This is a genomic window from Streptomyces sp. NBC_00102 (genome assembly GCF_026343115.1).
Classification (GTDB): Bacteria; Actinomycetota; Actinomycetes; order Streptomycetales; family Streptomycetaceae; genus Streptomyces.
Map to the genome: position 1 here is coordinate 5,602,659 of NZ_JAPEMC010000001.1, position 18,992 is coordinate 5,621,650.

The 18,992-nt window shown below is 71.4% G+C and carries 12 protein-coding genes; 8 read left to right on the forward strand and 4 right to left on the reverse strand.

Annotated elements, in window-relative coordinates; translation table 11 throughout:
• Nucleotides 1–105 precede the first annotated feature (105 nt).
• Nucleotides 106–1,626 (forward strand): GTPase HflX, encoded by a 1,521-nt coding sequence (hflX, locus tag OHA55_RS24965; RefSeq protein WP_266709888.1) that lies wholly within the window; start codon nt 106–108, stop codon nt 1,624–1,626.
• Between the two features lie 114 nt (nt 1,627–1,740).
• Here the strand turns inward: hflX and OHA55_RS24970 are convergent, their stop codons facing one another.
• Nucleotides 1,741–2,964 (reverse strand): serine protease, encoded by a 1,224-nt coding sequence (locus OHA55_RS24970; RefSeq protein WP_266709889.1) that lies wholly within the window; start codon nt 2,962–2,964, stop codon nt 1,741–1,743.
• Between the two features lie 403 nt (nt 2,965–3,367).
• Between OHA55_RS24970 and OHA55_RS24975 the strand changes: the two genes are divergently transcribed.
• The 5 genes from OHA55_RS24975 to OHA55_RS24995 all read left to right on the forward strand — a co-directional run bounded on the left by OHA55_RS24975 (nt 3,368) and on the right by OHA55_RS24995 (nt 11,796).
• Nucleotides 3,368–4,747 carry a diaminobutyrate--2-oxoglutarate transaminase family protein gene (locus OHA55_RS24975; protein WP_266709890.1) on the forward strand — a complete coding sequence of 460 codons (1,380 nt, stop codon included), beginning with the start codon at nt 3,368–3,370 and terminating at the stop codon, nt 4,745–4,747.
• Between the two features lie 28 nt (nt 4,748–4,775).
• Entirely contained in the window at nt 4,776–6,647 is a 1,872-nt protein-coding gene (locus OHA55_RS24980; protein WP_266709891.1) for an IucA/IucC family siderophore biosynthesis protein, read from the forward strand.
• A gap of 311 nt (nt 6,648–6,958) precedes the next feature.
• Entirely contained in the window at nt 6,959–7,840 is an 882-nt protein-coding gene (locus tag OHA55_RS24985; RefSeq protein WP_266709892.1) for a GNAT family N-acetyltransferase, read from the forward strand.
• A gap of 75 nt (nt 7,841–7,915) precedes the next feature.
• A complete protein-coding gene (locus tag OHA55_RS24990) occupies nt 7,916–9,787 on the forward strand; it encodes an IucA/IucC family siderophore biosynthesis protein (protein WP_266709893.1) in 1,872 nt (623 codons plus the stop codon).
• 38 nt (nt 9,788–9,825) lie between these two features.
• Entirely contained in the window at nt 9,826–11,796 is a 1,971-nt protein-coding gene (locus OHA55_RS24995) for an ATP-dependent DNA helicase (protein ID WP_266709894.1), read from the forward strand.
• A gap of 307 nt (nt 11,797–12,103) precedes the next feature.
• Here the strand turns inward: OHA55_RS24995 and lexA are convergent, their stop codons facing one another.
• Complete coding sequence (gene lexA, locus OHA55_RS25000) at nt 12,104–12,901, reverse strand: transcriptional repressor LexA (protein ID WP_266709895.1); 798 nt, start codon at nt 12,899–12,901, stop codon at nt 12,104–12,106.
• A gap of 572 nt (nt 12,902–13,473) precedes the next feature.
• Between lexA and nrdR the strand changes: the two genes are divergently transcribed.
• Together nrdR and OHA55_RS25010 are read left to right on the forward strand one after the other, a co-directional pair.
• Nucleotides 13,474–13,980, forward strand: coding sequence for a transcriptional regulator NrdR (gene nrdR / locus OHA55_RS25005; RefSeq protein ID WP_266709896.1), 507 nt, complete (start codon nt 13,474–13,476; stop codon nt 13,978–13,980).
• A gap of 160 nt (nt 13,981–14,140) precedes the next feature.
• Nucleotides 14,141–17,038, forward strand: a complete 2,898-nt coding sequence (locus OHA55_RS25010; protein ID WP_266709897.1) for a vitamin B12-dependent ribonucleotide reductase — start codon at nt 14,141–14,143, stop codon at nt 17,036–17,038.
• A gap of 151 nt (nt 17,039–17,189) precedes the next feature.
• Here OHA55_RS25010 and OHA55_RS25015 read toward each other — a convergent pair whose 3' ends face one another.
• Nucleotides 17,190–17,738 carry a TerD family protein gene (locus OHA55_RS25015; protein WP_266709898.1) on the reverse strand — a complete coding sequence of 183 codons (549 nt, stop codon included), beginning with the start codon at nt 17,736–17,738 and terminating at the stop codon, nt 17,190–17,192.
• A 291-nt stretch (nt 17,739–18,029) separates the two neighbouring features.
• Complete coding sequence (locus tag OHA55_RS25020) at nt 18,030–18,986, reverse strand: DUF1152 domain-containing protein (RefSeq protein ID WP_266709899.1); 957 nt, start codon at nt 18,984–18,986, stop codon at nt 18,030–18,032.
• Between the last annotated feature and the right edge of the window lie 6 nt (nt 18,987–18,992).

Below are 18,992 nucleotides of genomic sequence, written 5' to 3' on the forward strand. Positions count from 1 at the left end.
TATCAGGGGTCGGCAAAGCGGCCGGCCCGGGAATCCTTCGGGAATCATCCGGGGACGTGACGCGTTGTGACAGTCACTACGAGAAATCTTCGACGTAAGGATCCAATGACCTCCTCTTCTTCCCTTCCCCAGGACGCGCAGGACGCGCAGAGCGCCACGGAGTCCGCCTCCGCACGTGCCACCGAGAGCCTTCGGGCCGACGCCCTGATGGAAGAGGACGTCGCCTGGAGCCACGAGATCGACGGAGAGCGGGACGGCGAGCAGTTCGACCGCTCCGAGCGCGCCGCGCTGCGACGCGTGGCCGGCCTCTCCACCGAGCTCGAGGACGTCACCGAGGTCGAGTACCGCCAGCTCCGCCTGGAGCGTGTGGTGCTCGTCGGTGTGTGGACCTCCGGGACCGTGCACGACGCGGAGATCTCCCTCGCGGAGCTGGCCGCCCTCGCCGAGACGGCGGGCGCCCAGGTGCTCGACGCCGTGTACCAGCGGCGCGACAAGCCGGACCCGGCCACCTACATCGGCTCCGGCAAGGCGCTGGAGCTGCGCGACATCGTGCTCGAATCCGGCGCCGACACCGTCGTCTGCGACGGTGAGCTCAGCCCCGGCCAGCTCATCCACCTCGAAGACGTCGTCAAGGTCAAGGTGGTCGACCGGACCGCGCTGATCCTCGACATCTTCGCCCAGCACGCCAAGTCGCGAGAGGGCAAGGCGCAGGTCTCCCTGGCGCAGATGCAGTACATGCTGCCGCGCCTGCGAGGCTGGGGTCAGTCGCTCTCCCGGCAGATGGGTGGCGGTGGTTCCAGCGGCGGTGGCGGCATGGCCACGCGTGGTCCCGGTGAGACCAAGATCGAGACCGACCGGCGCCGCATCCGCGAGAAGATGGCGAAGATGCGCCGGGAGATCGCGGAGATGAAGACCGGCCGCGAGATCAAGCGGCAGGAGCGCAAGCGCAACAAGGTGCCCTCGGTCGCCATCGCCGGTTACACCAACGCCGGCAAGTCGTCCCTGCTCAACCGTCTGACCGGGGCCGGTGTCCTGGTGGAGAACTCCCTGTTCGCCACCCTGGACCCGACCGTCCGCCGGGCCGAGACGCCCAGCGGCCGGCTGTACACCCTGGCCGACACGGTCGGGTTCGTGCGCCACCTCCCGCACCACCTGGTCGAGGCGTTCCGCTCCACCATGGAGGAGGTCGGCGACTCCGACCTCATCCTGCACGTGGTGGACGGCTCGCACCCCGTCCCGGAGGAGCAGCTCGCCGCCGTGCGCGAAGTGATCCGGGAGGTCGGCGCCACCGGTGTCCCCGAGATCGTCGTGATCAACAAGGCGGACGCCGCGGACCCGCTGGTCCTCCAGCGACTGCTGCGCGCGGAGCCGCACGCCATCGCCGTCTCGGCCCGTACCGGCGCCGGGATCGACGAGCTGCTCGCGCTGGTCGACGCCGAACTGCCCAGGCCGTCCGTGGAGATCGAGGCCCTGGTCCCGTACATCCAGGGCGCCCTGGTCTCGCGGGTGCACGCCGACGGCGAGGTGATCTCCGAGGAGCACACGGCGGAGGGCACCCTGCTCAAGGCCCGGGTCCACGAGGAACTCGCCGCGGAGCTCGCGGTGTTCGTCCTCGCGGCCCACTGATCGCGGCCCACTGATCGCGGCCCACTGATCGCGGCCCACTGATCGCGCTGGACGCGCTCGTGCCGGAGGCCCGGCCGTTTCCCACGGGGAACGGCCGGGCCTCCGGCACGAGGGTCACTGCCCCGCGTACTTCTTGCTCACCCCGTCGTAGACCGCCTCGGCCTCCTTGCCCAGGCGCGGTCCCGCGAGCCAGCCCGCCGTGACCGGGCCGATCGAGGTGTTGGAGAACAGAGCGGGCTTGCCGTCGGCGCCCTCACCGACCCAGCCTCCGCCCGAGGCGCCCCCGGTCATCGAGCAGCCGATGCGGTACATCGTGGGCTGGTCCTGGAAGACCGAGAGCCTGCCCGGGGTGTCGTCGCACTGGAACGCCTTCTGCCCGTCGTACGGGGGAGCGGCCGGGTAACCGGTCGCCGTCAGCGAGGAGATCCCGGACACCGCGGGGGCGTCGAAGTCGACCGGCAGCGCGTAACCGACCGTCTCCTCCAGCGACTTGCCCGACGCTCCGGTCTCCGGCGTCACGTGCAGCACGGCGAAGTCGTACGGGGCGCCCTGGCCACCCGTGGACGCGCCCTGCGCGATCCACTGGTCCGAGGTGGAGGCCCAGTCGCTCCACCACACGCCGTACGGAGCGATCTCCTCCTTGGAAGCGGTCTCCAGCTTCGAGGTCTCCATGGCGCTGTCGTTGTACCCGGGGACGAAGGCGATGTTGCGGTACCAGCCGCCGTCCTTGCCCGCGTGCACGCAGTGCCCGGCCGTCCACACCAGGTTCGACTTGCCCGGGTGCGCCGGGTCCTTCACCACGGTGGCGGAGCAGACCATCGAGCCCTCCGGCCCGTCGAACAGCAGCTTGCCGCTCTCCGGAACACTGTCGTGGTACGGGGCGTGCGCCTCGGTGGCCTCCCGTACGGCGGGGGTCGGGTCCGTCACCCCCTCGTCGCCCGAGATGTCGTCCGCGACGGGCTGTTCCGGGGAATTGTCGGCGTCCCGCATCCGCTCCGGGTTCCAGAGGTTCTCGATGATCGGGTTGACGTAGTCCTTGGCCTCACGGAGCCACTGGTCCTTGTCCCAGTTCTTCCATTCGCCGTTCCGCCACTTGTCGAGATCGATCCCGTGTTCCTTGAGCCGGTCCTTCAGCTCGTCGGGGATGACGATCTTCCCGTCCGAGGAAGCCGCGGCCGAACTCGTGGGCTCCTTGGCCGCGCCGTCGTCCTCGGGCCCGCAGGCGGTCGCCGTCAGGGCGAGTGCCGTCGCGAGCGCGGCGGCCGCCAGCACGGACGAGGCCCTGCGGCGCCCGCCCCTCCCGTTCCGGGTGGCATCGATCGGGTGAATGGGTCGCATCTGGTGATCCCCCTGGGACTTCGTCGTTCGTCGCTGCGTGCGGCACCCCGGTCGCCCGGTGCGCCATGCCTGTCCGCCCCGCGGCGCCGTGCCGCGCGGTGCGGTCGGGCGGCGTGAATGCCCCTTTTCCCGCGCCCGGTTGGGCGACGCCCCTATGCTGAGCGGCCTCTACTATGCCGTTGCCGTCGGAGACCGTGCCGGGCAGGTCCGTGGTTCCGCTCCGTCAGGTACCGCCGCCGCAAGGATCTTCCGATTTACCCGTGATCTCCGGCGCGTTGGCTCGTTGGTCCGTACGGGGGACACGTGCTCGGAGTTCACCCGCGCACTCCGCCGCCGGGAGAACGTACTCCGGGACGACGCAACTACGTGCAACGCAACCGTGAGCGCAGGAGGATCAACAGCCGTGGCCGTGACCGAATCAGCACCGGCGGCCCCGCCCGCGGCGCACGAGGGCATTCTCCGCCGCCAGTCGCTGCGCGAGTCCGCGGCACGCACCTACGCACGCTCCCTGCCGATCGTGCCCGTCCGGGCGCGCGGGCTGACCATCGAGGGCGCGGACGGACGCAGATACCTCGACTGCCTCTCCGGCGCGGGCACTCTGGCGCTCGGCCACAACCACCCCGTGGTGCTGGAGGCCATCCGCAAGGTCATCGACTCCGGTGCGCCGCTGCACGTGCTCGACCTCGCCACTCCCGTGAAGGACGCCTTCACCACCGAGCTGTTCGCCACGCTCCCCGGCGAACTCGCCCGCGACGCCCGCATCCAGTTCTGCGGACCCGCCGGGACGGACGCCGTCGAGGCCGCCTTCAAGCTGGTCCGCGCGGCCACCGGCCGCACCGGACTGCTCGCCTTCACCGGCGCCTACCACGGCATGACCTCCGGGGCGCTCGACGCCTCCGGCGGCGCGAAGGACGTCCGCGTGACGCGCCTGCCCTTCCCGCAGGACTACCGCTGCCCCTTCGGGATCGGCGGGGACCGGGGAGCCGAGATCGCCGCCCACTGGACCCGGCACCTGCTGGACGATCCCAAGGGCGGCGTACCCGCCCCGGCCGGCATGATCCTCGAACCCGTCCAGGGCGAAGGAGGGGTCAACCCCGCGCCCGACGCCTGGCTGCGCCGGATGCGCGAGATCACCGCCGAGCGGTCCATCCCCCTGATCGCCGACGAGGTGCAGACCGGAGTCGGCAGGACCGGCCGGTTCTGGGCCGTCGAGCACAGTGGGGTGGTGCCGGACGTGATGGTGCTCTCCAAGGCCATCGGCGGCTCGCTGCCACTCGCCGTGATCGTCTACCGCTCCTCCCTCGACCTCTGGCGGCCCGGCGCCCACGCCGGCACCTTCCGCGGCAACCAGCTCGCCATGGCGGCCGGCGCGGCCACCCTCGCGTACGTCCGCGAGAACGGCCTCGCCGAACGCGCCGCCGAACTCGGGGAGCGCATGCTCGGCCGGCTCCGCGAACTGGCCGCGCACCACCCCTCCATCGGGAACGTCCGGGGACGTGGCCTGATGATCGGCGTCGAACTCGTCGACCCCGAGGCCGCCCCCGAGCACGACGGCGGCGCACCCCCCGCCGACCCGGCCTTCGCCGTCGCCGTGCAGCAGGAATGCCTGCGCCGCGGCCTCATCGTCGAACTCGGAGGACGGCACGACGCCGTCGTCCGGCTGCTGCCGCCCCTCACCCTCACCGACGAACAGGCGACGGCGGTCCTGGACCGCCTCGCCGACGCGCTGCAAGCCGCAGAAGGCTCGCCGCACCGGCGGGCCGCCGCCGGGTCGCTCCGCTGACCCCGCAACCCCTCACAAGGAAGACGCCGTGAACCCCACCCCCGCGCCCGAGGCCGACACCCCCCTCACCAGCCAGCTCCGAGGACAGGACGCGCCGCTCGGCCCGCGTACGGCCGAGACGACGACCGTTCCCCGCCAGAAGGCCGGGCACCACGAGGACGGCGGCGCTCCGGCCCCGCACGCGGACCCGCTGGACGATCCGGACCCGTACCGGGCGGCCGACGTCGCGGGCGCCGAGAGCCTGCTGCGCTGCTGGGCGCGCGAGAACGACCTGCCCCGCCCCGAGCGGGACACCCTGCGCATCCCCCTCCCCGCCAGCGGCACCGCCCTCCTCGTGCCGGTGCTGTACTGGTCGCCGACCGGCCACCACCGCTTCGGACCCGCCGCCCTCGAAGGCGCCCCCGCGGGAGCCCCGGTCACCGACGCGGTCACCGTCGCCGCCCTGCTCTGCCGCGAGGGCGACCGGCACGCCGCCGCCGAACTCGTGGGCCGCGTCGCCGACTCCGTACGCCACACCACCGGGTTCCTCACCCAGCGCCGACGCACGCCCGAGGAGCCTCCCGGCACCGACCCCTTCCTCGCCGCCGAGCAGTCCCTGCTGCACGGGCACCCGCTCCACCCCACGCCCAAGAGCCGCGAAGGGCTCTCCGACTCGGAGGCCCGGCTCTACTCGCCCGAACTCCACGGCAGCTTCCCGCTCCACTGGATGGCCGTCGACCGCGGCGTCCTCGCCACCGACTCCGCCTGGACCCGCGACGGCCGCCAGGTCACCGCCCAGCAACTGCTCGCCCCGCACACCGAAGGGCTGCGGCTGCCCGAGGGCACGGTCGCGCTGCCGGTCCACCCCTGGCAGGCCGAAGAGCTGCTGCGGCGCACCGAGGTCACCGAACTCCTCGACGCCGGACTCCTCCACGACCTCGGCCCCGCGGGCGGCCGCTGGCACCCCACCTCCTCGGTCCGCACCGTGTACCGGCCGGGCGCGGGCGTCATGCTCAAGCTCTCGCTGGGCGTACGCATCACCAACTCCCGCCGGGAGAACCTCCGCAAGGAACTCCACCGGGGGGCGGAGGTGCACCGGCTCCTCAGCGGCGGCCTGTCCACCGAGTGGCACCGGGCCCACCCCGGGTTCGACATCGTCCGCGACCCGGCCTGGCTCGCCGTCGACACCAAGGACGGCACCCCGGTCCAGGGCCTCGACGTGGTCCTGCGGAACAACCCGTTCGGCCCGGACGACGACGCCGTCTGTGTCGCGGGCCTCACCGCGGTACGCCCCCGGCGCGGGCGCGCCGCGATGCGCTCACGGCTGGCGGAGACCGTCTCCCGCCTCGCCGAGCGCACCGGGCGCACCGCCGGCGCCGTCTGCGCCGAGTGGTTCCTGCGCTACCTCGACCGCGTCGTACGCCCCGTCCTCTGGCTCGACGCCCACGCCGGGGTGGCCCTGGAGGCGCACCAGCAGAACACCCTCGTGCTGCTCGACGCGGACGGCTGGCCCGTGGGCGGCCGGTACCGCGACAACCAGGGGTACTACTTCCGCGAATCCCACCGGGAGGCGCTCGACCGGCGGCTGCCCGGCATCGGCGCGGCGAGCGACACCTTCGTCTCCGACGCCGTCACCGACGAACGGTTCGCCTACTACCTCGGCATCAACAACGTCCTCGGTCTGATCGGTGCCTTCGGCTCCCAGCGCCTGGCCGACGAACACCTCCTGCTCGACGCCTTCCGCCGCTTCCTGCGCTCCGTCGCCCCGATGGGCTCGCCCCTTCCGGCGTACCTGCTGGAAACCACCCGGCTGCGCTGCAAGGCCAACCTGCTGACCCGGCTGAACGGCATGGACGAACTCGTCGGACCCGTCGACACCCAGTCCGTCTACGTGACCATCGCCAATCCGCTGAATTCCTGACGCCCCGGCACACGTCCGGGGCCGTTCCGTCCGGACCGCGTCGGACCCGCGTGGCGGCCCGGCCGCCGCACCTCGTGGCCGGGACGGAGGACGCCGACGCCTCCGGCCCGCCGCCCGCCCCGGTGGTCCGGCCCGTCCCGGACGCGAGCCCCGGCCGGGGGCCCACCCGCCCCCGGCCGGGCACCGGCCCGGTGCGCCGGATCCGTCGGCACCCAGAAGAGGAGAACGTCGTTGTGCCACCCGTCGACACGCCCGGGAACCCGGCGACCGGACCGGTTTCGCGGAAGGCCGCGGGCGGACAAGATCCCAGGATGACGAGAGCGGAAGACCTCAGGCCGAGCGGCGGGGCTTCCCGGGCGCACCGCCCGGCCACCGCCGTCGAGGACACCCTGGACCTGCGTCTGACCGAGGAACTGCTGACCCTGTTCGCAGCCGGACCGGAGAGCACGGGGGACGCCCGTCCCCCGGCGGGGAGTTCACGGAGCACGGGGAGCACGGGGAGCCCCGCGCGTACGGGGGACACGGGGGACACCGCGGGCCGGGGGGACACCGCGGCCATCGGGATCCACGACGCAACCCCGCCGTTACCCGGCCGGACACCTTCGGGCGGTCCCGGGTCCTCCACGCTGCTGGACGCTCCCGGCACCTGGCGGCCCGCCACCACGCCCGCCGGGGTGTTCCGACTGGTGCCCGTACGACTCGAACGTGATCTCGCCGTCCTCACCCGCTGGATGAACGATCCGGCTGTCGCCGCCTTCTGGGAACTCGCGGGGCCCGAAGAGGTCACCGCCCGTCATGTCGCCGCGCAGCTCGACGGTGACGGCCGGAGTGTCCCGTGCCTCGGCGTTCTCGACGGCAAGGCGATGAGCTACTGGGAGATCTACCGGGCCGACCTCGATCCGCTCGCCCGCCACTATCCCGCCCGCCCCCACGACACCGGGGTGCACCTGCTGATCGGCCCGGTCACCGACCGGGGACGGCGGGTCGGCACCACCCTGCTGCGCGCGGTGGCCGACCTGGTCCTCGACCACCGGCCCTCGTGCGCACGTGTGGTCGCCGAACCCGACCTGCGTAACACCCCCTCCGTCTCGGCCTTTCTGAGCGCGGGATTCCGCTTCTCCGCCGAACTCGAACTGCCCGGGAAGAAGGCCGCCCTGATGATCCGCGACCGAGCACACCGAGACCACCTGTGAAGAACACGCCGAAGCACGCACACCGCTCGAACCCCATCGGTTCCGTCCCCAGGAGTCCCCGTGCAGAAATATCCCGTGAGCCCTGAATCCGCGGGGCGTCAGCAGCTGTCGGACCGTCCGGAACTGAACAGAGCCGTCTGGGACCGGGTCACGGCCCAGCTGCTCGCGAAGATGCTCGGCGAGTTCGCGTACGAGGAGATTCTCCGGCCGCTCCCGCAGCAGCCGCCCGTCACCACGGACGGCACCGGCGAACCGTACGCGCTGCTCCTCGACGACGGGGCGACGCTCGCCTTCCGGGCCCGCCGCGGGGTGTACGGCAGCTGGCGCGTCGACCCCGCCTCCGTCCGCGAGACCGCCCCACCCGCGCCGGACGGGGACGGCGACGGGCCGCCGCAGGGGCGGCCGTTCCATGATCCGCTGCTCTTCCTCACCCGCGCCCGCCGCCTCCTCGGCCTGGACGGCGCCACCCTCGGTCACCTCGTGCGCGAACTCACCCGCACCCTGGCCTCCGACGCCCACCTCGCCCACACCGCCCTCGCCGCGGCCCGGCTCGCCGACCTCGACTACGCCGAGCTGGAGGGCCACCAGACCGGCCACCCCTGGCTCGTCGCCAACAAGGGGCGCCTCGGGTTCTCCGCCGCCGACGCCGCCCGCTTCGCCCCGGAGGCGCGCGCTGCCACCACCCTGCCGTGGATCGCCGTCAGCACCCGGATCGCCGGCTACCGCGGCGTAGCCGCGCTCGCCACCCCCGACCAGCTGTACGCCCGCGAACTCGACCCCGCCGTACGGGAGGCCTTCGCGGCCCGGCTCGCCGAGCGTGGGCTCGACGCCCGGGAGTACGTCTACCTGCCCGTCCACCCCTGGCAGTGGGACGAATGGATCGTGCCGCTCTACGCCCCCGCCATCGCCGGGAACGACATCGTCCCCCTGCACGCCGACGACGACCTCAGGCTGCCGCAGCAGTCGATCCGCACCTTCGCCAACGTGGGGCGCCCCGACCGCTTCACGGTGAAGCTTCCGCTGTCGATCCTCAACACCCTCGTCTGGCGCGGACTGCCGACCGAGCGCACCCTCGCCGCGCCCGCCGTCACCGGCTGGGTGCAGGGGCTGTGCGACACCGACCCGTTCCTGCGCGACACCTGCGCGGTGATCCTGCTCGGCGAGGTCGCCTCCGTGACGGTGGAGCACCCGCTCTACGACCGGGTGCCCGAGGTGCCCTACCAGTTCAAGGAGATCCTCGGCGCGATCTGGCGCGAGCCGCTGCCGCCGAGACTGGCGGCGGGCGAGCGGGCGCGTACCCTCGCCTCCCTCCTGCACACCGACCCCGACGGCCGCGCCTTGACCGCCGAACTGGTCGAGCGCTCGGGCCTCGCCCCCCGCGACTGGCTGGTCCGGCTCTTCGCCGCCCTGCTCCCGCCGCTCCTGCACTTCCTCTACCAGTACGGGACCGTCTTCTCGCCGCACGGCGAGAACGCCATCGTGGTCTTCGACGAACGGGACGTACCCGTGCGCCTCGCGATCAAGGACTTCGTCGACGACGTCAACGTCAGCGCCCACCCGTTGCCCGAACACGACACCATGCCCGCGGACGTGCGCGCCGTGCTGCTGACCGAGGCGCCCTCCTTTCTCACCCAGTTCATCCACTCCGGGCTCTTCGTCGGTGTCTTCCGCTATCTGTCGCCGCTCTGCGAGGAGCAACTGGGTGTTCCGGAGGGCGAATTCTGGTCACTCGTGAGGGCCGAGATCCTGCGCCACCATGCCCGGTTCCCGGAGCTGAAGGACCGGTTCGAGATGTTCGACATGCTGACGCCCGAGATCGAGAGGCTCTGCCTCAACCGGAACCGGCTGCTCGTGGACGGCTACCGGGACCGTCCTGACCGCCCGCACGCGGTCGTCCACGGCTCCGTCCCGAACCCCCTGCACTTCGCCGGATCCGTCCCGGAGTGATCGCTCCTGTCACCGCCGCGCCGTAGGCTGGTGCGGCTATGACGAAGCCATCCCTCACCGAGCTCCTCCACGCCGCCGTCTCCGCCGTCGGCGGCACGGAACGGCCCGGCCAGGCCGCGATGGCCGAGGCCGTCGCCGGGGCCGTGGACGACAACGCCCACCTTCTCGTCCAGGCCGGCACCGGCACGGGCAAGTCCCTCGGCTATCTCGTCCCCGCGCTGGCGCACGGGGAGCGCGTCGTGGTCGCCACGGCCACCCTCGCCCTCCAGCGCCAGCTCGTGGAGCGGGACCTGCCGCGCACCGTGGAGGCGCTGCACCCGCTGCTGCGCCGCCGCCCCCAGTTCGCGATGCTCAAGGGCCGCTCGAACTACCTCTGCCTGCACCGCCTCCACGAGGGAGTCCCGCAGGACGAGGAGGAGGGGCTCTTCGACCAGTTCGAGGCGGCGGCGCCCTCCAGCAAGCTGGGCCAGGACCTGCTGCGGCTGCGGGACTGGTCGGACGAGACCGAGTCCGGTGACCGCGACGACCTGACCCCCGGCGTCTCGGACCGCGCCTGGGGCCAGGTCTCCGTCTCCTCCCGGGAGTGCCTCGGCGCCTCGAAGTGCGCGTACGGCGCCGAGTGCTTCGCGGAGGCCGCCCGCGAGCGGGCCAAGCTGGCCGACGTCGTGGTCACCAACCACGCCCTGCTCGCCATCGACGCCATCGAGGGCGCACCCGTGCTCCCGCCGCACGAGGTGCTGATCGTCGACGAGGCGCACGAGCTGGTCTCCCGAGTCACGGGCGTGGCGACCGGCGAGCTCACCCCCGGCCAGGTCGGCCGCGCGGTGCGCCGCGCCGCCAAGCTGGTCAACGAGAAGGCGGCCGACGCGCTGCAGACCGCTTCGGAGGGCTTCGAGCGGGTCATGGAACTGGCCCTGCCCGGCCGGCTCGAAGAGGTCCCCGAGGACCTCGGCTACGCCCTGATGGCGCTGCGCGACGCCGCCCGCACGGTGATCTCCGCGCTCGGCTCCACCCGGGACAAGCCCGTCACGGACGAGGACGCGGTGCGCAAGCAGGCGATGGCCTCCGTGGAGTCGGTCCACGCGGTGGCCGAGCGGATCACCCAGGGCTCCGAATGGGACGTCGTCTGGTACGAACGCCACGACCGGTTCGGCGCGTCCGTGCGGGTGGCCCCGCTCTCCGTCTCCGGGCTGCTGCGCGAGAAGCTCTTCACGGAGCGCTCGGTGGTGCTCACCTCGGCCACCCTGAAGCTCGGCGGGGACTTCAACGGCGTAGGCGCCTCCCTGGGGCTCGCCCCGGAGGGCACCGCGGGGGAGGACGTCCCGCAGTGGAAGGGGCTCGACGTCGGCTCGCCCTTCGACTACCCGAAGCAGGGCATCCTCTACGTCGCCCGCCACCTGGCCACCCCCGGCCGGGAGGGATCGCGCACCGACATGCTGGACGAGCTGGCCGAGCTGATGGAGGCCGCGGGCGGGCGCACGCTCGGGCTGTTCTCCTCGATGCGCGCGGCGCAGGCGGCGGCGGAGGTGCTGCGCGAGCGGCTGGACAAGCCGATCCTGCTCCAGGGGGAGGAGACCCTCGGCGAGCTGATCAAGAACTTCGCGGCCGACCCGGAGACCTGTCTCTTCGGCACCCTGTCGCTCTGGCAGGGCGTCGACGTGCCGGGCGCGAGCTGCCAGCTCGTGGTCATGGACCGCATCCCCTTCCCCCGGCCCGACGACCCGCTGATGAGCGCCCGCTCGAAGGCGGTCGAGCAGGCGGGCGGGAACGGCTTCATGGCGGTCGCCGCCACCCACGCCGCACTGCTGATGGCGCAGGGCGCGGGCCGGCTCGTCCGGGCCACCGGGGACAAGGGCGTGGTGGCGGTCCTGGACCCCCGCCTCGCAACCGCCCGGTACGGCAGCTACCTGCGGGCCTCGCTGCCCGACTTCTGGTACACCACGGACCCCAACCAGGTCCGGCGCTCCCTGGCGGCGATCGACGCCGCGGCGAAGGCCGAGGGCCGCTGAGCCCCTGAGCCGCGCGGGGGCCCGACCCACGCAGGGGCCCCACGCGGCAGGTCCCGTACGGCCGGTCCGGTCGGCCGGGTCCGCCACGTCGGGCCGGGTCGGGCCGAGTCCGGCGTGGCACGTCCCGTACGGCCCGTGAGAGCCCGCACGCAGCACGGAGCCCCGGCGGGTCCACCCGTACGTCGTCGGGGCGGTCGCCGGGGCTCTGAGCGCCAGGGCTGGTCTTCCGGGGTGGGGCTGTCCGGGGGTCCCGGGGGTCCCGGGGGTCCCGGGGCGGAGCCGCGGTCGCGTCCGCCGCTTCCGGGGGTCAGACGCGGCGCAGTACGGCCACGACCTTGCCGAGGATGGTCGCCTCGTCACCGGGGATCGGCTGGTACGCGGAGTTGTGCGGGAGCAGCCATACGTGGCCGTCCTCGCGGCGGAACCGCTTCACCGTGGCCTCGCCCTCCAGCATGGCCGCGACGATGTCGCCGTTCTCGGCGACCGGCTGGCGGCGTACAGTGACCCAGTCGCCGTCACAGATGGCGGCCTCGATCATGGAATCGCCGACCACCTTGAGTACGAACAGCTCTCCGTCACCCACCAGTTGGCGCGGGAGCGGGAAGACGTCCTCCACCGATTCCTCGGCGAGGATCGGACCACCGGCCGCGATCCGGCCGACCAGCGGGACGTACGAGGCGGCGGGCTTGCCCGTCGTGTCCGTCTGCTGCGAAATGGGCTGGTCCGAGCCCCGGACCTCGTAGGCCCGGGGACGGTGCGGGTCCCTGCGCAGGAAACCCTTGCGCTCCAGGGCCATCAGCTGGTGGGCCACCGACGAGGTGCTGGACAGGCCCACGGCCTGCCCGATCTCCCGCATCGACGGTGGGTACCCCCGGCGCTGCACCGAGTCGCGGATGACCTCGATGACCCGCCGCTGCCGGTCGGTGAGGCCCGAGCTGTCGGCCCGGATGCCAGGGGGGCGCCCGGGCATGGAGCGCGTGGCCCTGGGGGGCTCCGGCCCGTCCGGGTTCGTGACAGAGTCATTCATTGCATGCACCGGCTCAGGTCGGCTCGGAGAGCGGTGGTCCCGGGCAGTGATCGTGGCACTGTCGGCGCTGGTGGTCACATCGGCCCCTCTCGAAATGTTCTCCCTGGCTGGACAACGGTAGTAGCTTTCGAAAGGTTGCGCCAAACACACGTTCGAGTGAAAAACGAATAAAGGCCTGCACGGCCTTTGTGACCGGGTGTATGCGCCCGAGTGCGGGCGGCTCGCGAATTCGGTTCATAACGGTACCGTCGCTCTTTTCTCGTGACGGCACCGGCCCTCCTCGCGCCCGCCGTCCCCCCCCGCTCCCTTGGCGCGCCCGGGACGGGCGCGCGGGAGTCGTCCGCGGAGCCCGCGCCGCCCTCGGGGAGGGGGTCGCGGGAGCGTCCCCCGGCGTCCCGGAGCGCGGGCGTTTCCCGTACCCTCGTGCCTTGGCCGTGCGCGGCCCGGGCGTCCCGGGCCGGTCCGACACGCCTGGGGCCGAAACCGAGTGAAACCCTAGATCTAGTGGTTGGATGGCCCGGGTCGCCCAGAAGTTGTGGTCCCCGGTCCGAACAAGCGCCGGGAATCCCCTATGCTGGTGACTGCTTCGAAGGGCCCCGGCGGGGCGCTGTGAGGCTTATTACTCGTGCCGTGAAGGAGGCTTGGGAACCATGCACTGCCCCTTCTGCAGGCACCCCGACAGCAGGGTCGTCGACAGTCGCACGACGGACGACGGCACGTCGATCCGGCGCCGCCGGCAGTGCCCCGACTGCTCCCGCCGGTTCACCACGGTGGAGACCTGCTCGCTCATGGTCGTCAAGCGCAGCGGTGTGACCGAGCCTTTCAGCCGCACCAAGGTCATCTCGGGCGTCCGCAAGGCGTGTCAGGGGCGGCCGGTCACCGAGGACGCCCTCGCCAAGCTCGGCCAGCGGGTCGAGGAGGCGGTGCGCGCCACCGGAAGCGCCGAACTGACGACCCACGACGTGGGGCTCGCCATACTCGGCCCCCTGCGGGAACTCGACCTCGTCGCGTACCTGCGTTTCGCGTCCGTGTACCGGGCGTTCGATTCGCTCGAAGACTTCGAAGCCGCCATCGCGGAACTGCGCGAACGGCGGCTTCCCGCCGGAGAGGTCGGGGAGACCGTAGAGGTCCCCGCTCCCTCCGTTCCCGCCCACTGAGTGGTACACGCCGTCCGGCTGAGGTCTGCCGGACGGCGACAGGGTGGTCCACAGACCTGCTTCCGGCGCCGAGGGCGGCGTCCGGAGCACCAGACACAGCACCGTGCCCCGGGAAGAACTGGGCACTTCAGGGCGTTTTTGCCCACATATGGGAGGCGGCATGACAGAGACGGCGAGCGGCCCGGCACGGAGTTCCCGCACCAAGGGAGCCAAGCCGAGCAAGGGTCTGCGTATCGAGCGCATCCACACCACCCCCGGCGTGCATCCGTACGACGAGGTGGCGTGGGAGTCCCGTGACGTCGTCATGACCAACTGGCGCGACGGCTCGATCAACTTCGAGCAGCGTGGCGTCGAGTTCCCCGACTTCTGGTCGGTGAACGCGGTCAACATCGTCACCAGCAAGTACTTCCGCGGAGCTGTCGGCACGCCGCAGCGCGAGACCGGTCTGCGTCAGCTGATCGACCGGATCGTGACGACCTACCGCAAGGCCGGCGAGGAGCACCAGTACTTCGCCTCCCCCGCGGACGCCGAGATCTTCGAGCACGAGCTGGCGTACGCCCTCCTGCACCAGATCTTCAGCTTCAACTCGCCGGTCTGGTTCAACGTCGGCACCCCCCAGCCGCAGCAGGTCTCCGCCTGCTTCATCCTGGCCGTCGACGACTCCATGGAGTCGATCCTCGACTGGTACAAGGAAGAGGGAATGATCTTCAAGGGCGGTTCCGGAGCAGGCCTGAACCTGTCCCGCATCCGTTCCTCCAAGGAACTCCTCTCCTCCGGCGGCAACGCCTCCGGCCCGGTCTCCTTCATGCGCGGTGCCGACGCCTCCGCCGGAACCATCAAGTCCGGTGGCGCCACCCGCCGCGCGGCCAAGATGGTCATCCTCGACGTCGACCACCCCGACATCGAGAACTTCATCGAGACCAAGGTGAAGGAGGAGGAGAAGATCCGCGCCCTGCGCGACGCGGGCTTCGACATGGACCTGGGCGGCGACGACATCACGTCCGTCCAGTACCAGAACGCCAACAACTCCGTCCGCGTGAACGACGAGTTCATGAAGGCCGTGGAGTCCGGCGGCACGTTCGGTCTGCGCGCCCGCATGACCGGCGAGGTCATCGAAGAGGTCGAGGCGAAGTCCCTCTTCCGCAAGATGGCCGAGGCTGCCTGGGCCTGCGCCGACCCGGGCATCCAGTACGACGACACCATCAACGCCTGGCACACCTGCCCGGAGTCCGGCCGCATCAACGGCTCGAACCCGTGCAGCGAGTACATGCACCTGGACAACACCTCGTGCAACCTCGCCTCGCTGAACCTCATGAAGTTCCTCAAGGACGACGGCGAGGGCCACCAGTCCTTCGAGTCCGAGCGCTTCGCCAAGGTCGTCGAGCTGGTCATCACCGCGATGGACATCTCGATCTGCTTCGCGGACTTCCCGACGGAGAAGATCGGCGAGAACACCCGCGCCTTCCGCCAGCTCGGCATCGGCTACGCCAACCTCGGCGCCCTGCTGATGGCGACCGGCCACGCGTACGACAGCGACGGCGGCCGCGCGCTCGCCGGCGCCATCACCTCGCTGATGACCGGTACCTCCTACCGCCGCTCCGCCGAGCTCGCCGCGGTCGTCGGCCCGTACGACGGCTACGCCCGCAACGCGGAGCCCCACCAGCGCGTCATGCAGCAGCACGCCGACGCCAACACCAAGGCCGTCCACGTGGACGACCTGGACTCGCCGATCTGGGCCGCCGCCACGGAGGCCTGGCAGGACGTGATCCGTCTCGGCGCGAAGAACGGATTCCGCAACGCCCAGGCGTCCGTCATCGCCCCGACCGGCACCATCGGCCTGGCGATGTCCTGCGACACCACCGGCCTGGAGCCCGACCTCGCCCTGGTCAAGTTCAAGAAGCTGGTCGGCGGCGGCTCGATGCAGATCGTCAACGGCACCGTGCCGCAGGCGCTGCGCCGCCTCGGCTACCAGCCGGAGCAGATCGAGGCGATCGTCGCCCACATCGCGGAGAACGGGAACGTCATCGACGCCCCGGCTCTGAAGACCGAGCACTACGAGGTCTTCGACTGCGCCATGGGTGAGCGTTCCATCTCGGCCATGGGCCACGTCCGGATGATGGCGGCCATCCAGCCGTGGATCTCCGGCGCGCTCTCCAAGACCGTGAACCTGCCGGAGACGGCCACGGTCGAGGACGTCGAAGAGGTCTACTTCGAGGCGTGGAAGATGGGCGTCAAGGCGCTCGCCATCTACCGCGACAACTGCAAGGTCGGTCAGCCCCTCTCCGCCAAGACCAAGGAGAAGGAGAAGGAGGCGGTCACCGCCAAGGCCGAGGAGACCATCCGCACCGCGGTCGAGAAGGTCGTCGAGTACCGCCCGGTCCGCAAGCGTCTGCCCAAGGGCCGCCCGGGGATCACCACCTCCTTCACGGTCGGTGGCGCCGAGGGTTACATGACCGCCAACTCCTACCCGGACGACGGTCTCGGCGAGGTCTTCCTGAAGATGTCGAAGCAGGGCTCCACCCTCGCGGGCATGATGGACGCCTTCTCCATCGCCGTCTCGGTCGGTCTGCAGTACGGCGTCCCGCTGGAGACGTACGTCTCGAAGTTCACCAACATGCGCTTCGAGCCGGCCGGCATGACGGACGACCCGGACGTGCGGATGGCGCAGTCGATCGTCGACTACATCTTCCGTCGCCTGGCGCTCGACTTCCTGCCGTTCGAGACCCGTTCCGCCCTCGGCATCCACTCCGCCGAGGAGCGTCAGCGTCACCTCGACACCGGCTCCTACGAGCCGGCCGAGGAGGACGAGGACCTGCACACCGAGTCGCTGGCCCAGTCGGCCCCGCTGCACGTGGAGCCGCTGAAGGCCGTCGCCGCCCCGGTGGAGGCCGCCGAGAAGCCGGCGCCGCGGACGGCGCACACCTCGGCCGAACTGGTCGAGATGCAGCTCGGCATCAGCGCCGACGCCCCGCTCTGCTTCTCCTGCGGGACGAAGATGCAGCGCGCCGGTTCCTGCTACATCTGCGAGGGCTGCGGCTCGACCAGCGGCTGCAGCTGAGACCGGGCGGGGTCACCGCGGACGTCACGTCTGCGGTGACCGGAGCGCGTAGCTGATCAACAGCCCGAGAAGGGGACCGGCGGACGGCCGGTCCCCTTCTCGCGTTCTTCCGTTTCCGGGGTTCTCGGCCTCTCCGTGGCACGAGGCCCCTTCAGGCGGACGGCCCGTCCGCTCCCATCTCGGCGGCGAAGGTGCTCGGGTCGCCGTCGAAGCCCCGCAGGGTGGAGTGGAAGGTCCAGACACCCGAGCCGTCCCGGGTGAACTCGGCCACGACCGCCGCCGTCGCCGAGGCGACGCGCGAGAAGTCGTCCTCGCCGAGTTCGGTGTAGCCCTCGCGGATCTGCACGCCGGTGCGGGCGATCGCGCCGAACGTCTTGCGGCCGTCGCGCTGCTGGATCGCCACGCCCACGACGACCCGTACGTACCGCTCCGCGAGCCGGTCGAGCTCCAGGGTCATCACCTCGTCGAACCCGAGTCCCTGACCGGTCCGGCTGTCCCGGTTGAGGGTGATCGTGCCGTCGGGGGAGCGGCTGTCGTGGTGCACGAGATAGTCGGGGCCGCCGAACGGTGCGTCGGCGAGGTAGGTGCCCGCGATGAGGTCCAGGTCGTTGGGAGGTTCACCGAGTTCGCTGGGGTCCCACTTGAGCCGTACTTCGACCTTCTCGATGTCCTTGTTGGGGTTGCTGCTGGGGGTGCTCATCGGACTTCCCTTCCTACCGCTGCGCCACCGGTCCGGTCCTACAACCTGATGATGGCTATAACTCTCGTCGGATCCAACCGCGTTGGCTCCGGGCGGCCGGATCGGGCCACGCCCGGCCCGAAGTGGCGCGAAGCGGTCCGTGAGCCGGGCGTTGGGCGTCACCCGGCCCCTTCGTGCGTACCCGCCTCGTCCCGGGCGGCTTCGGTGCGGGACGCGGCCTCAGTTCGGGACGTGGCCTCAGTGCGGGATGCGGCCTCAGTGCGGGATACGGCTTCAGTGCGGGATGTGGCTTCAGTGCGGGATGCGGAGAGGCGGGCGCTGGACTATCTCCTCGCGGAACTGCTCGATCCGGCTGCTGACCTGGCGCAGGAGATGGGTCTCCTCGATGCGGTCGAGGTAAAGGCAGTTACGGGCCACGCCTTCCAGTTCGAAGGCGAAGCAGAGCGACATCAGGGGGTTGATGAAGAGTTCACTGCCCTTGGTGCGCGAGGTGAACCGTACGTCCCCGAACGAGCCACGGACCGCTGCGGCGATTGACCCGTTGACGATGCTGGGATGGTCCGGGGTGCTCTCCTGCGCATGCGCCACGGCGTCGAGATAGAGGGCGCCCTCCCGCGTCGAACGGGAGAGGGAGAACGCGCCCAGGTAAGCCCCGTCCCGCTCCAGGGCGGCGATGTTCTCCAGTACGAGCCCGTGGCTGACTCCGTGATACGCGTCGACCCCGAAGCCGACGGAGACGATCAGCCGCTCCGGCACGTCGATTCCGGCGAGCGCGGCGACGGAGGCGAGGTCCTCCTCCGGAGTGCCGAGACCGGACTCGTCGCCCCGCATGAGGATGTCCGTACCGCCGTCGACGAGGACGACCGCGTCTATGTCGTACCGCTCGATCAGTGCCCGGTACGCCTCACGCAGGGGCTGGACCCCCACCCGCGCGAGGGCGTGGACGGTGCTCGGATACCCGTGCAGCGCGAGCCACTGGGCGAGAGTGCGCTCCGGGAAGTACGTCTGGTGCAGGGAGCTCTCGGGGGTGACGGCCGCGACGTCCGGCGCGACCCAGTCGTCGAGGGGGAGGCCCTCGACCGAGCTGAAGGTGAGGTTGGCCAGCGTGACGTCCTTCCCCCCGTGCAGGAGGGAGAGCGCGATCGGCAGGCCGGCGTAGATGTCGAAGCCGCCGCCTGCCCCGGCGACGAGTATGCGCCGGGCGGATTCCAGCCGGGAGAACAGGGGATGGGCGTGCAGAGCGGTCATGGAGAT

What these genes read in the sequence shown, in the direction of transcription:
- OHA55_RS24970 (WP_266709889.1), bottom strand. Translation starts at nt 2,964, where the DNA reads ATGCGACCCATTCACCCGATCGATGCCACCCGGAACGGGAGGGGCGGG.
- OHA55_RS25020 (WP_266709899.1), bottom strand. Translation starts at nt 18,986, where the DNA reads ATGACCGCTCTGCACGCCCATCCCCTGTTCTCCCGGCTGGAATCCGCC.
- hflX (WP_266709888.1), top strand. Translation starts at nt 106, where the DNA reads ATGACCTCCTCTTCTTCCCTTCCCCAGGACGCGCAGGACGCGCAGAGC.
- OHA55_RS24985 (WP_266709892.1), top strand. Translation starts at nt 6,959, where the DNA reads ATGACGAGAGCGGAAGACCTCAGGCCGAGCGGCGGGGCTTCCCGGGCG.
- OHA55_RS25015 (WP_266709898.1), bottom strand. Translation starts at nt 17,738, where the DNA reads ATGAGCACCCCCAGCAGCAACCCCAACAAGGACATCGAGAAGGTCGAA.
- nrdR (WP_266709896.1), top strand. Translation starts at nt 13,474, where the DNA reads ATGCACTGCCCCTTCTGCAGGCACCCCGACAGCAGGGTCGTCGACAGT.
- OHA55_RS25010 (WP_266709897.1), top strand. Translation starts at nt 14,141, where the DNA reads ATGACAGAGACGGCGAGCGGCCCGGCACGGAGTTCCCGCACCAAGGGA.
- OHA55_RS24995 (WP_266709894.1), top strand. Translation starts at nt 9,826, where the DNA reads ATGACGAAGCCATCCCTCACCGAGCTCCTCCACGCCGCCGTCTCCGCC.